The sequence below is a fragment of the Leptolyngbya sp. BC1307 genome (assembly GCF_002286735.1).
Taxonomy (GTDB): domain Bacteria; phylum Cyanobacteriota; class Cyanobacteriia; order Phormidesmidales; family Phormidesmidaceae; genus Phormidesmis.
In genome coordinates this window covers 43,641-62,046 of sequence record NZ_NRTA01000023.1, presented here as the reverse complement: position 1 = coordinate 62,046, position 18,406 = coordinate 43,641, and the positions used below count along the sequence as shown (strand labels likewise).

Annotated in this window: 16 protein-coding genes; 6 read left to right on the top strand and 10 right to left on the bottom strand. The window is 54.0% G+C overall.

The window, feature by feature from the left end; translation table 11 throughout:
• Positions 1 to 80: 80 nt before the first annotated feature.
• A complete protein-coding gene (locus CKL79_RS13585; protein ID WP_121970114.1) occupies positions 81 to 941 on the top strand; it encodes a hypothetical protein in 861 nt (286 codons plus the stop codon).
• Positions 942 to 1,072: 131 nt separating this feature from the next.
• Here the strand turns inward: CKL79_RS13585 and CKL79_RS13580 are convergent, their stop codons facing one another.
• The 3 genes from CKL79_RS13580 to CKL79_RS13570 all read right to left on the bottom strand — a co-directional run bounded on the left by CKL79_RS13580 (position 1,073) and on the right by CKL79_RS13570 (position 3,507).
• Positions 1,073 to 1,726, bottom strand: coding sequence for a DUF998 domain-containing protein (locus CKL79_RS13580; protein ID WP_121970113.1), 654 nt, complete (start codon positions 1,724 to 1,726; stop codon positions 1,073 to 1,075).
• A gap of 80 nt (positions 1,727 to 1,806) precedes the next feature.
• A complete protein-coding gene (locus CKL79_RS13575) occupies positions 1,807 to 2,853 on the bottom strand; it encodes an SDR family oxidoreductase (protein WP_121970112.1) in 1,047 nt (348 codons plus the stop codon).
• A gap of 93 nt (positions 2,854 to 2,946) precedes the next feature.
• Positions 2,947 to 3,507 (bottom strand): DUF2231 domain-containing protein, encoded by a 561-nt coding sequence (locus CKL79_RS13570; protein ID WP_121970111.1) that lies wholly within the window; start codon positions 3,505 to 3,507, stop codon positions 2,947 to 2,949.
• Positions 3,508 to 3,941: 434 nt separating this feature from the next.
• Between CKL79_RS13570 and CKL79_RS13565 the strand changes: the two genes are divergently transcribed.
• Both CKL79_RS13565 and CKL79_RS13560 read left to right on the top strand, forming a co-directional pair.
• The gene (locus CKL79_RS13565) at positions 3,942 to 5,693 is read left to right on the top strand and encodes an ABC transporter ATP-binding protein (RefSeq protein WP_121970110.1); all 1,752 of its coding nucleotides are present in this window, start codon (positions 3,942 to 3,944) and stop codon (positions 5,691 to 5,693) included.
• 20 nt (positions 5,694 to 5,713) lie between these two features.
• Positions 5,714 to 7,486: an ABC transporter ATP-binding protein gene (locus CKL79_RS13560; RefSeq protein WP_121970109.1), complete on the top strand. Its 1,773-nt coding sequence runs from the start codon at positions 5,714 to 5,716 to the stop codon at positions 7,484 to 7,486.
• A 28-nt stretch (positions 7,487 to 7,514) separates the two neighbouring features.
• On the opposite strand, the gene obgE is transcribed toward CKL79_RS13560, so the two are convergent.
• From obgE to holA, 3 genes are all read right to left on the bottom strand, one after another.
• Entirely contained in the window at positions 7,515 to 8,612 is a 1,098-nt protein-coding gene (obgE, locus tag CKL79_RS13555; protein ID WP_121970108.1) for a GTPase ObgE, read from the bottom strand.
• A gap of 107 nt (positions 8,613 to 8,719) precedes the next feature.
• A complete protein-coding gene (locus tag CKL79_RS13550; RefSeq protein ID WP_121970107.1) occupies positions 8,720 to 9,220 on the bottom strand; it encodes a DUF4168 domain-containing protein in 501 nt (166 codons plus the stop codon).
• A gap of 169 nt (positions 9,221 to 9,389) precedes the next feature.
• Positions 9,390 to 10,379 (bottom strand): DNA polymerase III subunit delta, encoded by a 990-nt coding sequence (holA, locus tag CKL79_RS13545; protein ID WP_121970106.1) that lies wholly within the window; start codon positions 10,377 to 10,379, stop codon positions 9,390 to 9,392.
• Between the two features lie 120 nt (positions 10,380 to 10,499).
• On the opposite strand from holA, the gene CKL79_RS13540 reads away from it, so the two are divergent.
• Together CKL79_RS13540 and CKL79_RS13535 are read left to right on the top strand one after the other, a co-directional pair.
• The gene (locus CKL79_RS13540; protein ID WP_121970127.1) at positions 10,500 to 10,733 is read left to right on the top strand and encodes a hypothetical protein; all 234 of its coding nucleotides are present in this window, start codon (positions 10,500 to 10,502) and stop codon (positions 10,731 to 10,733) included.
• Positions 10,734 to 10,970: 237 nt separating this feature from the next.
• Positions 10,971 to 11,960, top strand: coding sequence for a LysR family transcriptional regulator (locus tag CKL79_RS13535; RefSeq protein WP_121970126.1), 990 nt, complete (start codon positions 10,971 to 10,973; stop codon positions 11,958 to 11,960).
• 77 nt (positions 11,961 to 12,037) lie between these two features.
• On the opposite strand, the gene CKL79_RS13530 is transcribed toward CKL79_RS13535, so the two are convergent.
• The 3 genes from CKL79_RS13530 to CKL79_RS13520 all read right to left on the bottom strand — a co-directional run bounded on the left by CKL79_RS13530 (position 12,038) and on the right by CKL79_RS13520 (position 14,683).
• Entirely contained in the window at positions 12,038 to 12,667 is a 630-nt protein-coding gene (locus CKL79_RS13530; protein ID WP_121970105.1) for a hypothetical protein, read from the bottom strand.
• 12 nt (positions 12,668 to 12,679) lie between these two features.
• On the bottom strand, positions 12,680 to 13,636 hold the full coding sequence (locus CKL79_RS13525) for a 3'(2'),5'-bisphosphate nucleotidase (RefSeq protein WP_121970125.1): 957 nt from the start codon (positions 13,634 to 13,636) through the stop codon (positions 12,680 to 12,682).
• Between the two features lie 132 nt (positions 13,637 to 13,768).
• Positions 13,769 to 14,683, bottom strand: a complete 915-nt coding sequence (locus tag CKL79_RS13520) for a PfkB family carbohydrate kinase (RefSeq protein ID WP_121970104.1) — start codon at positions 14,681 to 14,683, stop codon at positions 13,769 to 13,771.
• A 66-nt stretch (positions 14,684 to 14,749) separates the two neighbouring features.
• On the opposite strand from CKL79_RS13520, the gene rsmI reads away from it, so the two are divergent.
• Positions 14,750 to 15,649 carry a 16S rRNA (cytidine(1402)-2'-O)-methyltransferase gene (rsmI, locus tag CKL79_RS13515; protein ID WP_121970103.1) on the top strand — a complete coding sequence of 300 codons (900 nt, stop codon included), beginning with the start codon at positions 14,750 to 14,752 and terminating at the stop codon, positions 15,647 to 15,649.
• A gap of 6 nt (positions 15,650 to 15,655) precedes the next feature.
• Here rsmI and mutS read toward each other — a convergent pair whose 3' ends face one another.
• Complete coding sequence (mutS, locus tag CKL79_RS13510) at positions 15,656 to 18,328, bottom strand: DNA mismatch repair protein MutS (protein ID WP_121970102.1); 2,673 nt, start codon at positions 18,326 to 18,328, stop codon at positions 15,656 to 15,658.
• Between the last annotated feature and the right edge of the window lie 78 nt (positions 18,329 to 18,406).

Here is an 18,406-nt window from a genome sequence, read left to right as displayed (position 1 = left end):
ACAGGGCATTAGTAGACCGCTACTTTTGAGCTATCCAAAAGGTAAATCAACCAGAGTCAATACTGAAGGAGATCAGTGCTATGCGTCGAGTAGGATTATTTTTGTCAAGATTTTCGCTGGGCCTATGGGTAGCGCTCGTCTGCGCGAGTGCATTTCTGCTCCTGTTCAATGCGCCTACTGCACCTGACGCGCCTTTTTCGAGCGTGGCGATCGCCGCTAAGCCCGATGTCTATCTGCCCACTCGGATCTTTGATTGCATAGCGACAGACCAGCAGTTTCAGTGTGAGACAGCTATTCAAAATCGCTCCCTCACACTCACCTGGCAAAAAGGAGGCGCAGCTCAAAACGACCTCTTCAATCCGCCCTACCCTGAGAACTGTGAGGCCGTGTATGATGGCCAAGCCGTCGGCTGTAACAGCCAGGGCACAGGCTCCGTCCTGAATCAGCCAGAACGGTACGAAGTGACAGAGCTGGGGCTGAGCGCTCAGCAATTACGAGCCGTTCGGCAAAAGTACTGGGGCGTGAACACCCTCCAGAAGTTAAGTGAGCCTCGTCTGATGAGAATTGGCATTGGGCTAGCGCTACTGGGCGGAGTGAGCGCGGCCTGCTTTGCCTGGCTTCAGCCCGGATGGCTGAGCAATCTGTTTGTCAGCTTAGCCTGCGGGTTTGGGATGTATCTTTCAACTTGGAACTTTTTGGGGAGACTGCCGTACGATATCGCTGGTAACACCGATGAGACGATTCAAGACTGGAGCCTAACCATGCAGGGCGGAGCGCTCACAGCCGGTATAGCCGCAATGCTGCTGGTTATCCTGATGCTTCAGCGTAGAAACAATCGCTTGCCCAAAGCGATCGCCAGCCTGGTCAGCGGGATCGGGACTGCCGCTCTATTCTCATATCTAACCCTGTTTACGCTGTTGTGGTTAGGTTACGCAGATTAGACTGGCCCCAGCTTTTGGAATGAAGCGATCGCTCTATCAGAGGTGTGAGTAACAATCTAAAGCCGATAGCTTTGTCACTTCCAAAGTTTCCGAATCCAAAACTGCCCCACAGACGTATCAAAGTCGGATCTTCACTTGTCGTCTTCTAAAATACCTTCGCCTTTAACAAACCAGGAAACGCCGAAGGCAAAGACGGCGATCGCCTCTAACCAAAAAACAGGATCGAGCGATCGCAGCGGGTCTCTAATACTGGCAGGCAAGAGTAACAGCAAAACAATTAAAACGATTGCGGCGATAATAGTGTAGCCACAGGCTCTGTAGATCGCGTTACGCTGTTTCTTTCGGGGCATTGCAGGCCGAGTAGTATCCGTTTTTGTAAAAAGCACCAGAGAGAAATAGGCGAGCGTGATGAAATACGCCGTTGCAAAGAGAAGGTGTAGCTTGCCAATGGTCGCGGCCAGCGCCGAAGGATCGGGCGGCGTCGTAGGAAACAGCGCCGTGCCAATCACGCAAATAGCCGCGATGTTGGCAGGCAAATTATCTTTTTGTCCATAGCCTTTGTAAGAGAACAGGAAGATGCCCATAGAAAAAAGCACACCGACAAAGATATCTCTCATCTCGGTGTAATAGTAGTCGCTGATCGAATTTTGAATTTCTAACCCAAAGAGCAGACCGCCTCCTAAAGCCAGAATAAAAGGCAACCCCATGCCCAAACAGCCCACTGCTTTTCGCAGCATCAAATAGGAAACGACTAACCGATTGTTGCTTTCCTTGCGGTCATTCATCCCTTTACCCTCAATAGCCTGTTCAGCTCATCGTAGTTGATTATGTTGTAGTTAATTATACAGAACGGAGGCTGTCTCGCTCACGCTGACGCTTCAGGTTCGCTTTCAAGTGTGACCATAGCAGTAATTGAGGGGTATGCAAAAAGCATTAGCGCGACGGTTGCGATCGCGGCTATCCCCAAAACTTTTACCGGATTCCGGTGCGCCCAGTCCGAAACGCTAGGAACCGTTAGCGCATCAAAGTCGCCATCGGCCTGCTCATAGCCTGGCATGGGCTCAAACAGATTATCGGGCGCTTGCTCGCTTTTGGGAATGTCGGTGGTTTGGCCTTTAAAGCCGAGAGGCGTGGTCAAAAGGCGATCCAGCAATCCTGGCGAAAGCCTTTGGGCAATATCCAAGACTCTCCCCACGTCGCCAACAATGTAATCGCGGGTGGGATGCTCTGCCGCATATAAAATGGCAGCTACAACGAGCTGAGGGTCATAGTAAGGGGGTATGCCGGTGGGCTTGTACCCGACTTTGGTACGGGTATGGTTGTAAAAGGGCGTGTTGATGACGGCAGGTTTGATACTGGTAATGTTGATATCTAACCCTTCGTGCTGTAGCTCTACGCGGATCGATTCGAGAAAGCCTTCTACGCCGTGCTTCGCGGTTGAATAGGCACTTTGCAAAGGCATGGCGCGAATGCCTTCTACTGAAGAGATAGAAATAAAGGAACCCTGCCCGGCTTGTTTAAGGCGCGGCAGTGCGGCTTTGGCGCCGTACACCTGGCCCATTAGGGTCACGTCAATAACGCGGCGAAATTCTGCTATGTCTGTTTCGGCAAAAGAGGCAACGATACCGACAGCAGCGTTTTGAACCCAGGTGTCGATGCGGCCAAACGTGTCTACTGCGGTTTGGGCGATCGCCTCTACCTGTTCAAACTCGGCAACATCTGCGACGACAGACACCGCTTCTCCACCACGCTCCTTAATCTGTTCGACCAGCGAATCGAGGGCATGTCGATTGCGAGCGGCCACTACTACCTTAGCGCCCTGTTTGGCAAAGTCTAAGGCGGCAGCTCGCCCAATGCCGGTAGAGGCCCCTGCAATTACAACAACTTGCTGGCTGATTGGCTTGAGATTCATGAAGTTCCTGAGCGTTTGAAAAGCGTTTAGAAGCAGAAGAGAGCGGCGATCGCTAAGACACCATTGTTAAGCTATCAGGTAAGCTATCAGGCGCTAGAGTATTTGAGATTCGCCAGGGCCGATAATACCGACTTTGTGGCGGAAGGTGAGTTCTCCGCCGTACCAGCCGCTAATCATCAGTAAGGCCGCTACGATCAGAGAAAGACTGATGCCGAATGGCAAAATGATAGCGTTTGTGCCGATCAGGCGCAGGCCAAAGTTGACTAGCGTGAGGGCTAACACGCCTACATTCAGCCACATGTGCGCCCAACCTGCCCGGCGGTTCCGAACTCGGGGAATGCGAATAAAATCGAACATGCCAATGATGGCTGCTGCGATCGCCGTCAGCAAGCCACTGCCCAATAGCCACACAGAAGCCTGCGCCCAAAACTCGCCTTTTGTCAACCAGTAGCCCAAGTCAGTTCCAGCGGCAGCACTTAAAAAAGCAACGGGGAAAATGACGATAACCGGGTGAATAGGGTGACCTAAAATGGCCACTGAGCTAGTGATTCCACTATCTCTGTACTCGGTTTCACGGCTGTCAATCAGCGGCGGAACATTGGGATAGGGTGTACCCGCGTGATTAGAACCAGACTGAGCTTGAGAGGTTTCCATAATGTCTCTTGGTTCGGATGGAATTGGTTCGGATGGAATTGATTCGGATAAAATTGAACACCGAGCTGAAGCCATCATGGTAGAAACTTTTTTGAAGAAGTTGCTCTACCCTCAGACCTAAGCACTAACCGTCATCAGGCATGAAAAAAACAGCGCCCATCCCCTCCTTTGGAGGTGCTTCAAAGTCGCATCTTCCCTTGGGGAAACTCTCCAGAAGAGATTAGGCGAGTGATCGGGCAGTTAGTTCGCTTTGCTGCGCCCACAATGAAATCTTGATAAGAAACCTGGCGTTGCTCAGATGAGAGACATTCTACCCAATCTGTTGCTTTGCCCTCTGACAGGAGTCTGACAGGAGTCTGACAGAAGTTTGAGTGGAGCGATCGCTCACTCTACTGATATCCTTTGGTCATCTACCGTTAGGATAACCGCTGCCGATGGAACCGCTCAAGCGCGTACTTGGGATTTTACAGTCTTACGTTTGGCTAGCCATAGGCGCAACGGTGAGCGTGATGCTGCTAACGGCGGCAAATGCGGTTACGCCGCAGCTCTTTCGGCGTGGCATCGATCAGGGGATTACGCCGCAGAATTTGCAGGTGGTGCTGGTGACCGGAGCGCTGATGGTGGGAGTGGCGATCGCCCGAGGTCTCTTCAACTTTGGCCAGAGCTACTGGGCCGAAGCGATTTCCCAAAGCGTGGCTTACGAGCTGCGCGGTCAGGTCTTTCGCAAGATAGAAACCCTCAGCTTTAGCTACCACGATCAGGCCCAGACCTCTCAGCTCCTTACCCGCATCACTAGCGACATTGAGCAAATTCGCACGTTTGTTGGGACTAGCCTAATCCAGGTAATTAGTTCGCTGCTGACGCTGGTGACCATTGCCACCATTTTGCTGATCATGAACTGGCGGCTGGCGCTAGTGACCCTGGCCGTCGTGCCGCTGGCGGGGGTGCTGCTATTTCGCTTTTTCAGCCAAAATCAGCCCCTATTTGGCCAGGTGCAAGAGCGACTCGGCGACCTGAACGAGGTACTGCGCGAAAATCTGCTGGGCGTGCGCGTAGTCAAAGCCTTTGTGCGCGAACCCGTCGAGCTGAGGCGCTACACGCAGATGAACAGCAGCTTAGTCGCGGTTTATCTGAAAACGCTCAGCGCCATTCGCAACACCTTTCCGTTTATCTTTTTGCTGAGCAACCTGATTACGCTGGCCGTGGTGGGCTATGGCGGGTCTCAGGTGATCGAAGGCACCTTTACGATTGGCGAACTGGTGGCATTCAATGCTTATCTGCTGTTTATTCTGCAGCCGGTGCTGCTGATTGGCTTTGCTGCGCCTGTCATCGCCCAAGCCGCCGCCTCTGCCGAGCGCGTGTATGAAATTGTCGATGCGCCAGTAGAGATCCAAAACCGGCCTAACGCGGTGCCGTTTGAAGGCTGCGGCGGTCGCATCACGTTTGAAGATGTTTGGTTTCGCTATCCGGGCGCGACGACACCGGCACTACAGGGCGTTTCTTTCGAGACCAAGCCGAATGAGCTGATTGCGATTTTGGGCATGACTGGTTCGGGCAAGAGCACAGTCGTGAATCTGTTGCAGCGGTTTTATGACGTGACTCAGGGCGCGGTGCGAATTGATGGGCGAGACGTGCGTGATTTTGACCTGGAGAGTTTGCGATCGCGCATCGGCATCGTCTTTCAAGAGACCACTTTGTTCTCAGGAACGCTCCGCGACAACATCGCCTACGCTAGGCCAGACGCCGCTTTAGAAGACGTGATCGAAGTGGCAAAAACAGCGCATATTCATGACTTTATTGAGAGCTTGCCAGAGGGCTACGATACGATTGTGGGTGAGCGCGGGGTGGGGCTTTCGGGCGGTCAGAAGCAGCGGATTGCGATCGCTCGCACCCTACTCACCCACTACCACATTCTTATTCTCGACGACAGCACCTCTGCGGTAGATGCCGAAACCGCCGCCCAAATTCAAACCGACTTAGACAAGCTCATGCAAGAGCGCACCTGTAGCGCCTTCGTCATCGCCCAGCGCATTAGCACCATTCAAAGCGCCGACCGCATCTTGTTGATTGACAAAGGTAAGCTTGCTGCCCAAGGCACCCACGAACAGCTCATGAAAACAAGCTCACTTTACGGTGCCATTTTAGAATCGCAGATGAAACAGCCCGCTGCTGCCTTAGCCGAATAGCCCTTTACGCCTCTTTAACTATGCGCAGTGCCCCGGTTGCTCCTGAACAAAAAGCCACTAAACAACTTTCGGCCTTTCGGCGCTTTTTAGGCTATCTCAAGCCATATCGTAGTGAGTTACCCATTGCGATTGGGGCGGTCATCATCGGCGCCGCGACTCAAGCAGTCGGCCCTTTTCTCATTGGTTGGTCTATTGATAATCTCATCAGTCCGGGCAATCTCTCGGGGCTGATGTGGATGATTGCAGGGCTAGCCGTTATTTACCTGATTGGCACAATTGCCATTCGCGCTCAGATCTTTCGAGTCGGCGCAATTGTTCAAAAGGTGCTGGCCCAGCTAAGGCAAGATATTTTCACCAAGATTCAAAGTCTCTCTATTGGCTTTTTTGACAAAAGCGAAGCGGGCGACCTGATGAGCCGCTTGCTCAACGATGTCAGCGTGATCAATCAGGCGTTTGGTCAAAGCATTCCGCAAATTTTGGGCCAAACGTTTAGCCTGGTCGGCATTATCATTGCCATGCTGCTGATCAATTTGCAGCTAGGGCTGTTGAGCAACTTAGTCGTGCCGATTATGATTCTCACGACTAGCCTTTTCTCTCGCTGGGCCAGAATCAGGTTTAGAGTCACGCGCGAAACCATTGGCGATCTCTCCGCTCGCATCGAAGAAGATGTCAGCAGCGTCAAAGAAGCCCAAGCGTTTAACCGGGTGGAATATAACATCAACACGTTTGAAGCACTCAATGCGGCGAATCGAGATGCTAACGTGCAGGCAGTTGCTGTGACAGCAGCCTTTCTCCCTTCGATTGATTTTCTCAATACGCTGGCTACCGCTGGGGTGTTGGCCTATGGCGGCTACTTAGCAGTTACAGGCGCGGCCACAGTGGGCACGGTCACTGCCTTTTTGCTCTATGTGCAACAGTTTTTCAGGCCGATTCAAATTCTCAGTCAGTTTTATACGCAGGCGCAGAGTGCGATCGCTGGCCTAGAACGCATCTTCGGACTACTCGACGAACCCGAACTGCTCAATGATAAGCCTGACGCTGTTGAAATGCCGCCAATCAAAGGCAAAGTAGAGTTCGATCAGGTTAGCTTTGGCTACGTCCCCGGACAGACGATTTTAGACAGCGTTAGTCTGTGCGCTCAACCAGGGCAAATGATCGCGCTAGTCGGGCCGACGGGGGCGGGCAAGAGTACCATTATCAACCTCATTTTGCGCTTTTACGATGTGAGCCAGGGCGCGGTGCGAATCGACGATACAGACGTTCGCCAGGTGACTCAGGCCAGCCTGCGCCGGCAGATTGGCTTTGTACTGCAAGACAATGTGCTCTTTAGCGGTACGGTTGCCGAAAACATCGCCTTTGGCCATCCCACCGCTTCGCAGTCCGAGATCGAAGCGGCGGCTCAGGTGGCCAACGTGCATGAATTTATTACGACGCTGCCCCAGGGCTATGCGACCGTGCTAGGCGGAAAGGGTTCCTCGCTCAGCCAGGGACAACGGCAGCTCATGAGTATTGCCCGCGCGGTGCTGATCGACCCGCAGATTTTGATCTTAGATGAGGCTACCAGCAGCATCGATACGCAGACAGAAGCGTTGGTGCAAGATGCGATCGCCACTCTCCTCAAAAACCGCACCAGCTTTGTCATCGCCCATCGCCTCAGCACAGTCACCCAGGCCGATCAGGTACTGGTTATCCAGCAGGGCCGCATCGTCGAAAGCGGCACCCACCAACAGCTCATCGAACAGGACAAGGTCTATGCCAAACTCTATGCACTGCAGCTAGGCGATACCGATTAAACGCTTCGTAGCTCCGCCACCTCTCTCATCAGGCATCACTCGTTAGTTCAGACAGTTCGGTTGAGCGCAAAGACGGCGTGTTGAATTCGATCAGAGCGGCGGCGGTGCGGGCGGCTTCGGCAGCGATCGCTGCATTAGTCTCATCTAACAACTGCCAGACTGCCTGCAACAGCTCGTCTGTACCCTGACGGCTCACCGCTGAGATCCGAAAAACTTTCTCCCCAGTGACCTGCGACAGCTCTGTAGCCAGCGCGTCTACTTCCTCCTCTAGCAGCGCGTCTACCTTATTAATTGCCAGCAGCTGCGGGCGACTAGGCAACCCCTGCCCATAGGCCATCAGCTCTTGCTGAATGGTGTGATAGTCAGCCACCGGGTCGGGTGCAATACCATCGACTAAATGCAGCAAAAGCTTTGTGCGTTCGATATGTCGTAAAAAGTCGTGGCCTAGCCCCTGCCCGGCATGAGCCCCCTCAATCAGCCCTGGAATATCGGCAAATAAAGTACCGTCGCCCGTTGGCTTACGCACGACGCCTAAGTTAGGAATGAGCGTCGTAAACGGATAATCGGCAATTTTGGGCTTGGCTGATGACAGCGTCGAAATCAGCGTGGATTTGCCTGCATTCGGCAGGCCAATAATGCCTACTTCGGCCAGCAGCTTTAGCTCCAGTTTTACCCGCCGAATAGCGCCAGGGGCACCGGGCTGAGACTGTTCGGGCGCGCGGTTGCGATTGCTTAAAAAGTGGCGGTTGCCCAGCCCCCCTTTTCCCCCAGGGGCAATCACCAACTCCTGTCCCGACTCGGTGAGGTCGCCCATTAGCTGGTCAGCGTTGAGATCGTAGACCAATGTGCCACAAGGCACCTCAATGATCAGATCTTCCCCATTGGCCCCCGTTCTATTCTTTGGCCCGCCGCGCTCGCCGTTTTCAGCGCGAAACCGGTGAGCATAGCGAAAATCTAACAGAGTTTGCAGATTGCTATCGGCGACCAGTGTAACTGAGCCCCCTTTGCCGCCAGTGCCGCCAGAAGGCCCTCCAGCAGGCACATACTTCTCCCGGCGAAAGGCAGTCAGGCCGTCGCCACCTGTGCCGCCTTCTACTTCAATTTCGGCCTGGTCGATGAACTGCATAAGAATGGGGGGCAGAGAGGATAGGGCATCCCCCAGCAGTCAGCTCAGGGGCAGTAAACCATTGTAGCGCCTGAGTATGGTGACAGATGATAATTGTATGAAACGGTCTAGAGCGTGCCGATTTCAGCCTGGATGCGAGCCGTCAGGTCAGGGTCTTCTTGGTGAGCGGTGGTAATTGTATTAAAGCGGAGGGGCGTCAGGTTGTTCTCTTCGGCTAGCTGGCTAGCCTCATTGCAAAACTCTACCAGCACCGTACGCAGCGATACCCGGTCGGCTCTGGAAATGTCGGGCATCGCGTCTAGCTGAGCTTCTGTGCAGTTCAGCGGGTAGTCCAGCAGGCTGAGATTGCTGTCGGCACTGATCAAAATATCGCTGGCGGTGGCGAAGGCTTCCTGCCTCAGCGGTTCGATGGCAGCAACGGCGCGGGCATAGTCGGCTACGTCTTCATCGGTAATCAGCGCCTGGGCCTGAGCTGAAGGCCGCTGAGCGAGCAAGACTAAGGGCGTAAGGATCAATGCGCCAATCGCAAACTGACGAGCGATCGCACTTACAGACTTCAGGCGAACGGGCAGGCGGGCGAAGTTGTGACGGGAAGAGAACAAAGTCATGAGCGTTACTTAGCTGATAGGCGATCCTGACAGTAGCTAGAAAAAGCTAGAAAAGCTGGTCAGGCATAGAGCTTGGCGTCTAAATGCGGTTGTAGTCATGGGTATCTTGTCATTTTAGAGGAGGCTGACCCATTACATATCCTGCTGATTGCAAACCGCTGCTTCCCGGCTAAAAACAGCTCGCTATCTCAATCACTTTAGTTTGCAGCGTAATTTCGTCAGAGGCCCCCCGCTTTAGCGCAAATTCTAGGTCGAGCAGCAGTGAAAGTGCCGTCTGTAGCTGAGTGGGAGAGCAGCCGCGCACCTGCTTTTGCAGAATGAACACCCGCTTGGGATTGTTGATTTCGGCGGCTTTGGCGATCGCCCGCACATCTCGCTCGCCCTCTGCTGCCAGCAGGCTCACCCACAGCCAGGTGCGAAACTGCCCAACCAGCGTGGCGACCACCTTCAGCGCGGGCTCGTTGTTAGCCAGCAAATCGGTTGCCAAACTGAGGGCCTGGGCAGTCTTCCCGGCAATCAGCGCTTCAGCCAGCTGAAAACTGGTCTGGGTGCTGACGGCCACTAGCTGCGTGATCACTTCCGGCGGCAGTGGCTCTGTTTTAATCTGGCCCTGCTCACTCCAGTACAGACTGAGCTTTTCTATCTCGTTATAGAGCCTGCGGGTATCAGCGCCGACCGCCTCAGCCAGGAGCGCTGCCGACTGGGGTTTGAGCCGCAGGTTCATCTCTTGCGCGACTCGCTTTACCTGGTCAATGAGCTGATCGGTTTGCCAGGGGGCGATCGCCGCAAATTCACGCACCTCTGCATACTGCTTCAGCAGCTTGGTCGATTTCAACCGGCCATCTGGCTTATTAGCACTGGTCAACAGCAGCACGGCGGTCTCTGGCACTCGGGGCAGGGTGCGCTCTAGCTCGGTCATGACCTGCTCCGGGCAGCGCTGCCCCAGCGTCGTATCCGCCAGCCAGACCAATCGCTGGCCACTGCCAAAGGGCGGGGTCATCACCTGGTTGAGCGCCTGCATCGGGGCGTCGGCCAGTTCGGGTGAGATGCGGTCATAGTTAAAGCTAGCCCAGGCCGGATCGAGGGTGCGATCGCGCAGCACAGTCACCGCCTTTCTCAGCCGAAATTCGTCGGCACCCCAAAAGAAATAAATCGGCATTGTCTTCTCAGCTTTACGTTTCAAACGATGTCACCTGACCGGACAAAATCAAGTAAGTTACATAACTTGTAACATTTATGTTAAGATTGTTTACATAAGTTATCAAAGGACTCTCATATGATGAGTGCGATTTTAATATCACTCTTTGCCATCGGCTGGGTTGCCGTAGCCGTCATTGGTACCCAAGCCTACTTCTTAGGCGAGCAGACCAAACCCATTCATGAGCGAAACTGGCGCTCTGAGTCGTTTGAGCAGCTCGCTAGAACCGTAACCGGCCAGCCAACTGACTATGCCGTTCGCGTACCGATATACAGCGGTGACGCCTACAGCAGCCGCAACCTGCCTAGCTCATAACCTTCAGCCCGTCGGGCCGGATTAGACGCAACGGCTCTATCCGCGATCTGTAAGCTTAGCGCCTGTCAATTTTTGGCAGGCGCTTTTTGCTGCATAGAATTTCTCGGCAGTTTTTTCATTGTTTGATAGACTTGTTTCTATACAAGCCCGTACATCACTCTGTTTCAGGCAGATGTGAAAGGGACTTTGCCGCCAGCTAGCTCAGCAGCCGATGATGAAATTAGAGGTACTGTCGCCGTGATCCATGCAACGCTCCATCAGCTCAAAGTCTTTGAAGCGACCGCCCGCCACGGCAGTTTTACCCGCGCAGCTGAAGAGCTATATCTTACTCAGCCAACGGTCTCTATTCAGGTAAAGCAGCTGACTAAAGCGGTCGGTTTGCCGCTATTTGAGCAGATTGGCAAGCGTTTGTTTTTGACCCAAGCTGGGCAAAAGCTGCTGTCTACCTGTCAAGATATTTTTCAGGGGCTAGAGCAGTTTGAAATGTCGATTGCTGACATTAAGGGCATGAAGCAAGGGCAGCTCAAGCTAGCGGTGATTACAACGGCTAAATATTTTGTTCCTCGGCTGTTAGGACCGTTTTGCAAGCGCTATCCGGGCATTGATATTTCGCTTAAGGTGACCAATCACCAGCGGCTGCAAGAGAGTATGGCAGCCAATGAAGACGACCTTTACATCATTAGCCAAACGCCTACTCAGCCCGACTTAAATATCCATCCGTTTTTAGAAAATCCGCTGATTGTGCTGGCTCCGACGGGGCATCCGCTCGCTCGCAAAAAAAATATTCCGATTGAAGCGCTTAACAATGAGCCTTTCATTATGCGAGAACCCGGTTCGGGCACCCGTATGGCGGTGCAAAAACTGTTTGAAGAAAAAGATATCAATGTGAAGGTGAGTTTGGAGTTAGGGAGTAACGAGGCGATTAAGCAGGCGATCGCAGGCGGCCTCGGCATTTCTGTCCTCTCGCAGCACACCATCATCTCCGAAGGCACCACGGGCGAATTTGCCATTTTAGACGTAGAAGGCTTCCCGATTGAGCGCCACTGGTATGTCGCTAACTTAGCGGGCAAACAGCTTTCGGTCGTTGCTGAAACCTTTTTACAGTTTTTACTAGAAGAAAGCCCAGCAATGGCGAGGCGGCTGCTGCCAGGACTGGGCAAGGCAAATTCCAACACGCTAGAAGAATCTGAGCCTCAGAAAAGTAAGCAGAAAGCTTTGAAGACTTAAATGGGTAGCTGCTCTGTAAGAGACTACAACTAAGGCAACGGTTGAAGGTTGCTTTGGGTCGCTCTAAGATTGCGGCGTCAGAGACCCAGCTTTTGCAATAGTGAAGACCACCAACCAAACCTTACCGGCTCACAAACAGGAGGGTCGGCGAGCGTTTTCCACTGATTATCGCGCAAAATCCCAATGGGATGCAGACTGTTTGCTTGCCGAGTGTAAACTACGGCCTTTTCACCACTGTAGTCAAAAGCAAACTCTCTATCTTTGCCGCAGCTATTAATAAACCAGTTATATGCTAAGCGATCCGCTCCTCCTAGCGGCCCCGTGAGAATTTTCGCTTCGCTAGGCTCTAGGCTAGTCACTTTAAAGACATTCTGACCCAGAGTATAAAGCCCTCGACTATTGCCCTTTGATAAGAACAATACAGCAAAATCTCCAGGGCTCAAGTCGTCGATTTGAGACGGCGTGAAACCTGTGAGCGTGACTGTCCGAGGGAGTCGATTACCTAGCAAAACACGACTATGCTCGAAGACCAACTGTTTTTTGCTTCGAGATAAAATTTCACCAATAGCAACAGAATCCTGGTAGACAGGACTTGTCAGTTGGGAAAGGAGATCTCCGGCACTCGTCGGCAGGGTATGTAGAAAGAAAAGGCTAAGAGCGACAGCGAAACTTCGTTTCCAACGGGACTGCACAGCAAAGTATTTCATTTACCCAGCGGCCTATTTAAGCGCTGATAAAACGCGGTCGTGAATTTCACCGTTGCTGACAATTACGCCGCGATTATCTACCAGTTTGGCAGCTTTAGAAAAGTCTAAGGGCTTGCCAGTCATATCGGTAACCCGTCCGCCCGCTTCTTCGACGACGATCACACCAGCGGCATGATCCCAAATTTTCTCACGGTAGTCGGGCGATTTGGGTGAGGGCAGGCGCAGATAGAGAACGGCCTGGCCTGAGGCGACGGCGGCGTATTTGGCCTGAGAATCCATGCGCATGGATTCGGCAGTAATGCCAGCAGCTTGAGCGATCGCACTCTGCAAACTCTGATCGCCATGCCCCGATTCCACACTTTCCACAAAGCGGAAATGTTCTGCATCGCTAGAGCTGGTCACCTGAATAGGTTCGGGATTGCCGCCTGCGATCGCCTGCATGGTCGCCCCTTCGCCGCGCACCGCGACAAGTAGAATGCCCGTTTTGTCACCAATGGTCAAAGCCGGGCAAGCCAGCACACCGACTTTTATCTCACCATTTTCTACCAGGGCCAGCGCCACCGCATACTGGTCTTTGCGCAAAAAGCCTTTGGTGCCGTCAATCGGGTCTAGCGTCCAGTAGCGAGCGGCAACATCGCCATTGCCGTGGTCAATCCACTGGGTAACCGCTTCAGGCGTGGCTTCGGGCGCAACCTGCTGAACGTAGCTGGTCACCTGCTGCAAGCGCTCGGCCATCTCTGGGGTTTTCAGCTCACCCGCGTCTTCTTCGCCCACGACCGGATCGTTTGGAAAGGCTTCGAGCAGGGCTTTGCAAACGACTGCCTGAGCGCCGAAGTCAGCAACCGTCACTGGGCTGCGGTCTTTTTTTTCAATGGCTTCGGGCACCATCGTTTGGCGCACCTGTTCACAAACTTTGGCAGCGGCAGTAGCAGCAGCGATCGCGACTGCTTTTTCTTTCTCAAACGGCATAAAGCGGCATCCAAATAACGGCAGGCAGCGATTGTGCTCTGTGACCGCCTTATATGGCGGCAGGCCCAGCGGCATCGCCAGTATACTAGCTAGCCTAGTGATACGCGCTGGCTCTCGCCCATCAGGACGGCGTTATTTCTCAGACGCTTCATCTTTACCTTCATCTTTTACATCAACCATCTGGTAAATCTTAGTCCAGTCGCGGGTGCCCCAATACTGGCAGGCAAAAGAAGCGCTGCGGCTGGCCTTTAGCAAAGATTCTGTAAAGGTGTGCGCCAGGTAAAAGTGACAAAACGCGCCGTGAAAAATATCGCCTGCGCCCAGCGTATCGACCGCTCGCACTGAGGGGATTTCAATTTCACCGCTGCTCTCGGCATCGGCGTAGTCAATGGGCTGAGCGCCTCGGGTGATGGCGATTTTGGGTACGTTTAGCGCCTTGAGATAAGCCTGCACATCGGCAGTAGTGAGACAGTGCGGCGGCAAAAAGTTGGCCGAGGCGATCGCCACATCCGCCCAGGCCAGCACCGTTTCAAAACCGGGCTTCCAGCTACCCGCATCGACCACCACCGGAATGTCGCTAGCCTTGGCCCACTGTGCCACCTGCGCCCCCACCGCCATCTGATGACCGTCAATCAGCACAATGTCTACATCAGTTAAAATATCGGGCGATATCTGCTCGGCCTTAACCTGCATTCCCGCCGCATTGTGAGAAATTACCGAGCGATCGCCGGTAGCAGCCGTCACCACAATGGATGAAACCGGCGGCGGCGATAGTTTTGCCGGGTCTAGATCTAGCAGCGTCACGCCCTGACCGCGCAGATCTTCTCGCAGCAGGCTAGTGAGGGAATGCTCGCCTAAAACCGAAGCCAGCATTGCTTTGTGACCGCTGGCTCTGCCCAAATGCGCAAACGCCACAGCCGCATTAGTCGCCGGGCCGCCCGCCACCAGCAGGCTTTTAGCAGCCACTACTTTTTCATTAGCCGCAGGCGGATGATCGGCCTGATAGAGACAGTCGAGCGTGGTCAGGCCAATAAAGAGTCCGTTCATAGCGCTAATCGGCGGGGCTTGGTGCGGTAGGATCTTCACTATAAAGCGTATTTTGGCCCTGCTTCTGTGACCGATTCTGCCCCGCTCCAACCCGGCACGCTGTATTTAGTGGGCACCCCGATTGGCAATTTGGAAGATATCACCCTGCGCGCCCTGCGCGTGCTCAAAAGCGCGGATGTGATCGCCGCTGAGGACACGCGCCACACGGGTAAACTGCTGCACCATTTTCAGATCACCACGCCGCAGATTAGCTATCACGATCACAACGCTCAGCAGCGGATTCCGCAGCTAGTGGCCCGCTTGCAGCAGGGAGAGGCGATCGCCCTGGTCACCGACGCCGGTATGCCCGGCATTTCTGACCCTGGCTATGAACTGGTCTGCGCCTGCGTCACGCATGAGCTGACGGTTGTTCCCATTCCTGGCCCGTCGGCGGTGGTGACAGCGATCGCGGCGGCTGGGTTGCCGAGCGATCGCTTCGTCTTTGAAGGCTTTCTCCCGGTCAAAGGTAAATCTCGTCAAGAACGTCTCGACGCGCTCAAGCGAGAACCGCGCACCGTTGTTCTGTATGAAAGTCCGCATCGACTGGTCAAAACGCTGACAGATTTAGGAGAAGTGCTCTCTACAGAGCGGAAAATTACGCTGGCGAGAGAACTGACCAAGCGATATGAAGAATTTTGGCGAGGTACGATAGGCGAAGCGCTGGTACATTATGAAACGGTTGTGCCCAAAGGAGAATTTACGGTCGTGATCGCCCCTACGCCTCAAACATCACCTGCCCTCTCAGAGACAGAAATTGTTGTTGAATTGCAAAACCTCATTGCTCAGGGGCTTTCCCGTTCTGAGGCAAGTCGTCAGCTCGCTCAAAGCACTGCGCTTTCCAAGCGAGAAATCTACCAGCTTTCTCTAGAAATAGATATCTACAGCGTTTTGCAAGATAAAAGTGCTGATGATTTCCCCCTTGACTAGGCGCTCTTAAGATCCAAATATGTCTAGCTGTTCTTCAGGCTTTTCTTCTGTAAAATCCTCACCTTGTGGCTGCCTGAGACCAACGGCGATTTTGCTGTGCTGCTCTATCTGGCCCATCACCTGCTTGGCCCGGCTAATCACCGAGGCGGGCAGTCCGGCTAAGCGACCGGCTTCGATGCCGTAAGATTTGTCAGCGCCGCCCGGACGCACCTGATGCAAAAAGATAATCTGATCGGGCATCTCTTTAACGGTGACCTGATAGTTGGCTACGTTAGAGAGAATGGAGGCTAGCTCATTGAGTTCGTGATAGTGCGTCGCAAAGATAGTGCGCGACCCGATCTCGGTGGCGAGATGTTCGGCGACGGCCCAGGCAATCGAGAGACCGTCGAAGGTGGCGGTGCCTCGGCCAATTTCGTCGAGCAGTACTAGAGACTGCGGGGTAGCATGGTTGAGAATGTTGGCAGTTTCGTTCATCTCTACCATGAAGGTAGATTGGCCGGTAGCTAGATCATCAACAGCGCCGACGCGGGTAAAAATGCGATCGCACACGCCCAACATCGCCGACTTTGCAGGCACAAAGCTCCCGACCTGCGCCATTAGCTGAATTAACCCGACCTGCCGTAAATAACAGCTTTTACCGCTAGCATTTGGTCCGGTGAGAATAATCAGATCCGGCGTGAGCTGATCGGCGCTGGAGACCACACTGCCTAGCCCGGTATCGTTCGGAACAAAAAAGCCAGCCGGGAGCGATTGTTCTACGACCGGATGGCGACCGTTTTCAACAAAGACAGGGCGACCAGACACCATCTCCGGACGGCAGTAGCCCTGGTAAATGGCAACCTCGGCGAGCGCGGCCAGCACATCGGCAGCGGCGACGGCAGCGGCTACCTTGCGAATGAGCGCGACCTGCTCGCTGACCTGTTCGCGCAGATGAATGAACAGATTATATTCCAGCTCATGAATCTCTTCTTTGAGATGTAGCAAGCGGCTTTCACACTCTTTTAGCTCGGGGGTGATGTAGCGCTCTTCGTTGGTGAGGGTTTGTTTACGAATGTAGTCGTCGGGGGCTTGCGCCGATTTGCTGCGAGAGATGCTGATGTAGTAGCCAAAGGCTTTGGTGTAGCCGACTTTGAGGGTAGAAATACCGCTGCGAGTGCGCTCAGTCGTTTCTAAGTTGGCGATCCACTGCTGATCGGCGGTGACCTGCGATCGCAGTTTGTCGAGCTGCGGATTGATGCCATCGCGAATCAGGTTGCCTTCAGTCAGGTAGAGCGGTGGGTTTTCGACTAAGTGCGATCGCAGCACGTTCCCCAACTGCTCTAGCTCAGGCGGCACAAACTGTAGCCTCACCAGATAGGGCGAGTCGGCATGGTTCATCAGCGCTGCCAGATCGGGCAGGCGGGCAAACGAATCCGCCATTGCCACTAAGTCTCGCCCGTTAGCTGTGCCTGACCCGGCCCGACCCGCCAGCCGCTCCAGGTCATAGATTTGCTTGAGCAACTGCTGCAAGTACTGACGCAGACTGCCGTTAGTGACCAACTCTTCAACCGTATCTTGCCGGGCGCTAATGCCTTCTAAGCTCAGCAGCGGCTGTAATAACCAGCGACGCAGCGCCCGTCCGCCCATTGCGGTCACGGTTTTATCAAGCGCCCACAGCAAGGAGCCGTGATACATACCGTCACGGCAGGTTTGAGTGATTTCTAAATTGCGCCGGGTTTGATGGTCGATCACCAAATATTCGGTGATGGCATAGGTTGAGAGGGTTTGCAGCGGGGCCAGCGTGGATTTTTGGGTGTCTTCTAGATATTCGAGCAGGCCACCAGCCGCGCGGGTAGCCAGGGGGAGGTGATCGCAGCCAGTGCCTTCGAGCGATCGCAGGCGAAAGCTCTCCAGCAGTCTTTGCCGGGCCTCTGTCTTGGTAAAGGGCGTCTGCGAGCGAAAGGTGTAGCAAAACTGAGCGGGCAAGCAGTCGGGCAGTCGGTCAGACTTTTCGCCTGGTCGCAGCAGTGCCCCCAAATCTGGCGCGTTCGTCGGCACCAAAATTTCGGCGGGCTGTAGCCGCATTAATTCTTGAGCCAGCGCCTCTAAGTCGGTAGACTGCGTGGTGAGAAATTCTCCGGTAGAGACATCGGCATGGGCCAGTCCCCAGTACTCTCCGGCGATCACCACCGCCGCCAAAAAGTTGTTGCGCCGGGCGGCGAGCATGCCTTCTTCTAGTACTGTGCCGGGGGTGATGATCCGGGTGACCTCGCGCTTTACCAGCGGCCCCTGCGCCTGAGCCGGGTCTTCGACCTGATCGCAAATGGCCACCGCGTAGCCTTTTTCGACTAGCTGCGTACAGTAGCGCTCTAGTGCGTGGTGAGGAATGCCCGAAAGCGGCACCCGGCCAATCGTTTTACCGGCGTCTTTGCTGGTGAGCACCAGCTCTAATTCGCGGGCAATGGTGATCGCGTCTTGAAAAAAGGTTTCAAAAAAGTCGCCAACCCGGTACATCAGCAGGGCGTAGGGGTGCTGATCTTTGACCTCAGCGTAGTGGCGCATCATCGGCGTCATCGCTTCGCGGCTGACTTCGCGGTAGTCGGCGTAGCGAACTGTATGCTTGGCGAGCCGTTCGGGAACGCCATGATTTTGAAGTGATGCGGATGGGTTGGTCGGCTCCGCAGCTTTAGAAGCAGTCATAGAGGCGGGGGGATAGGCTTTTCTATATTTTAGGAGCTTATTCTACGGAGGCAGGCGCTGATTAATGACACTTAGCTT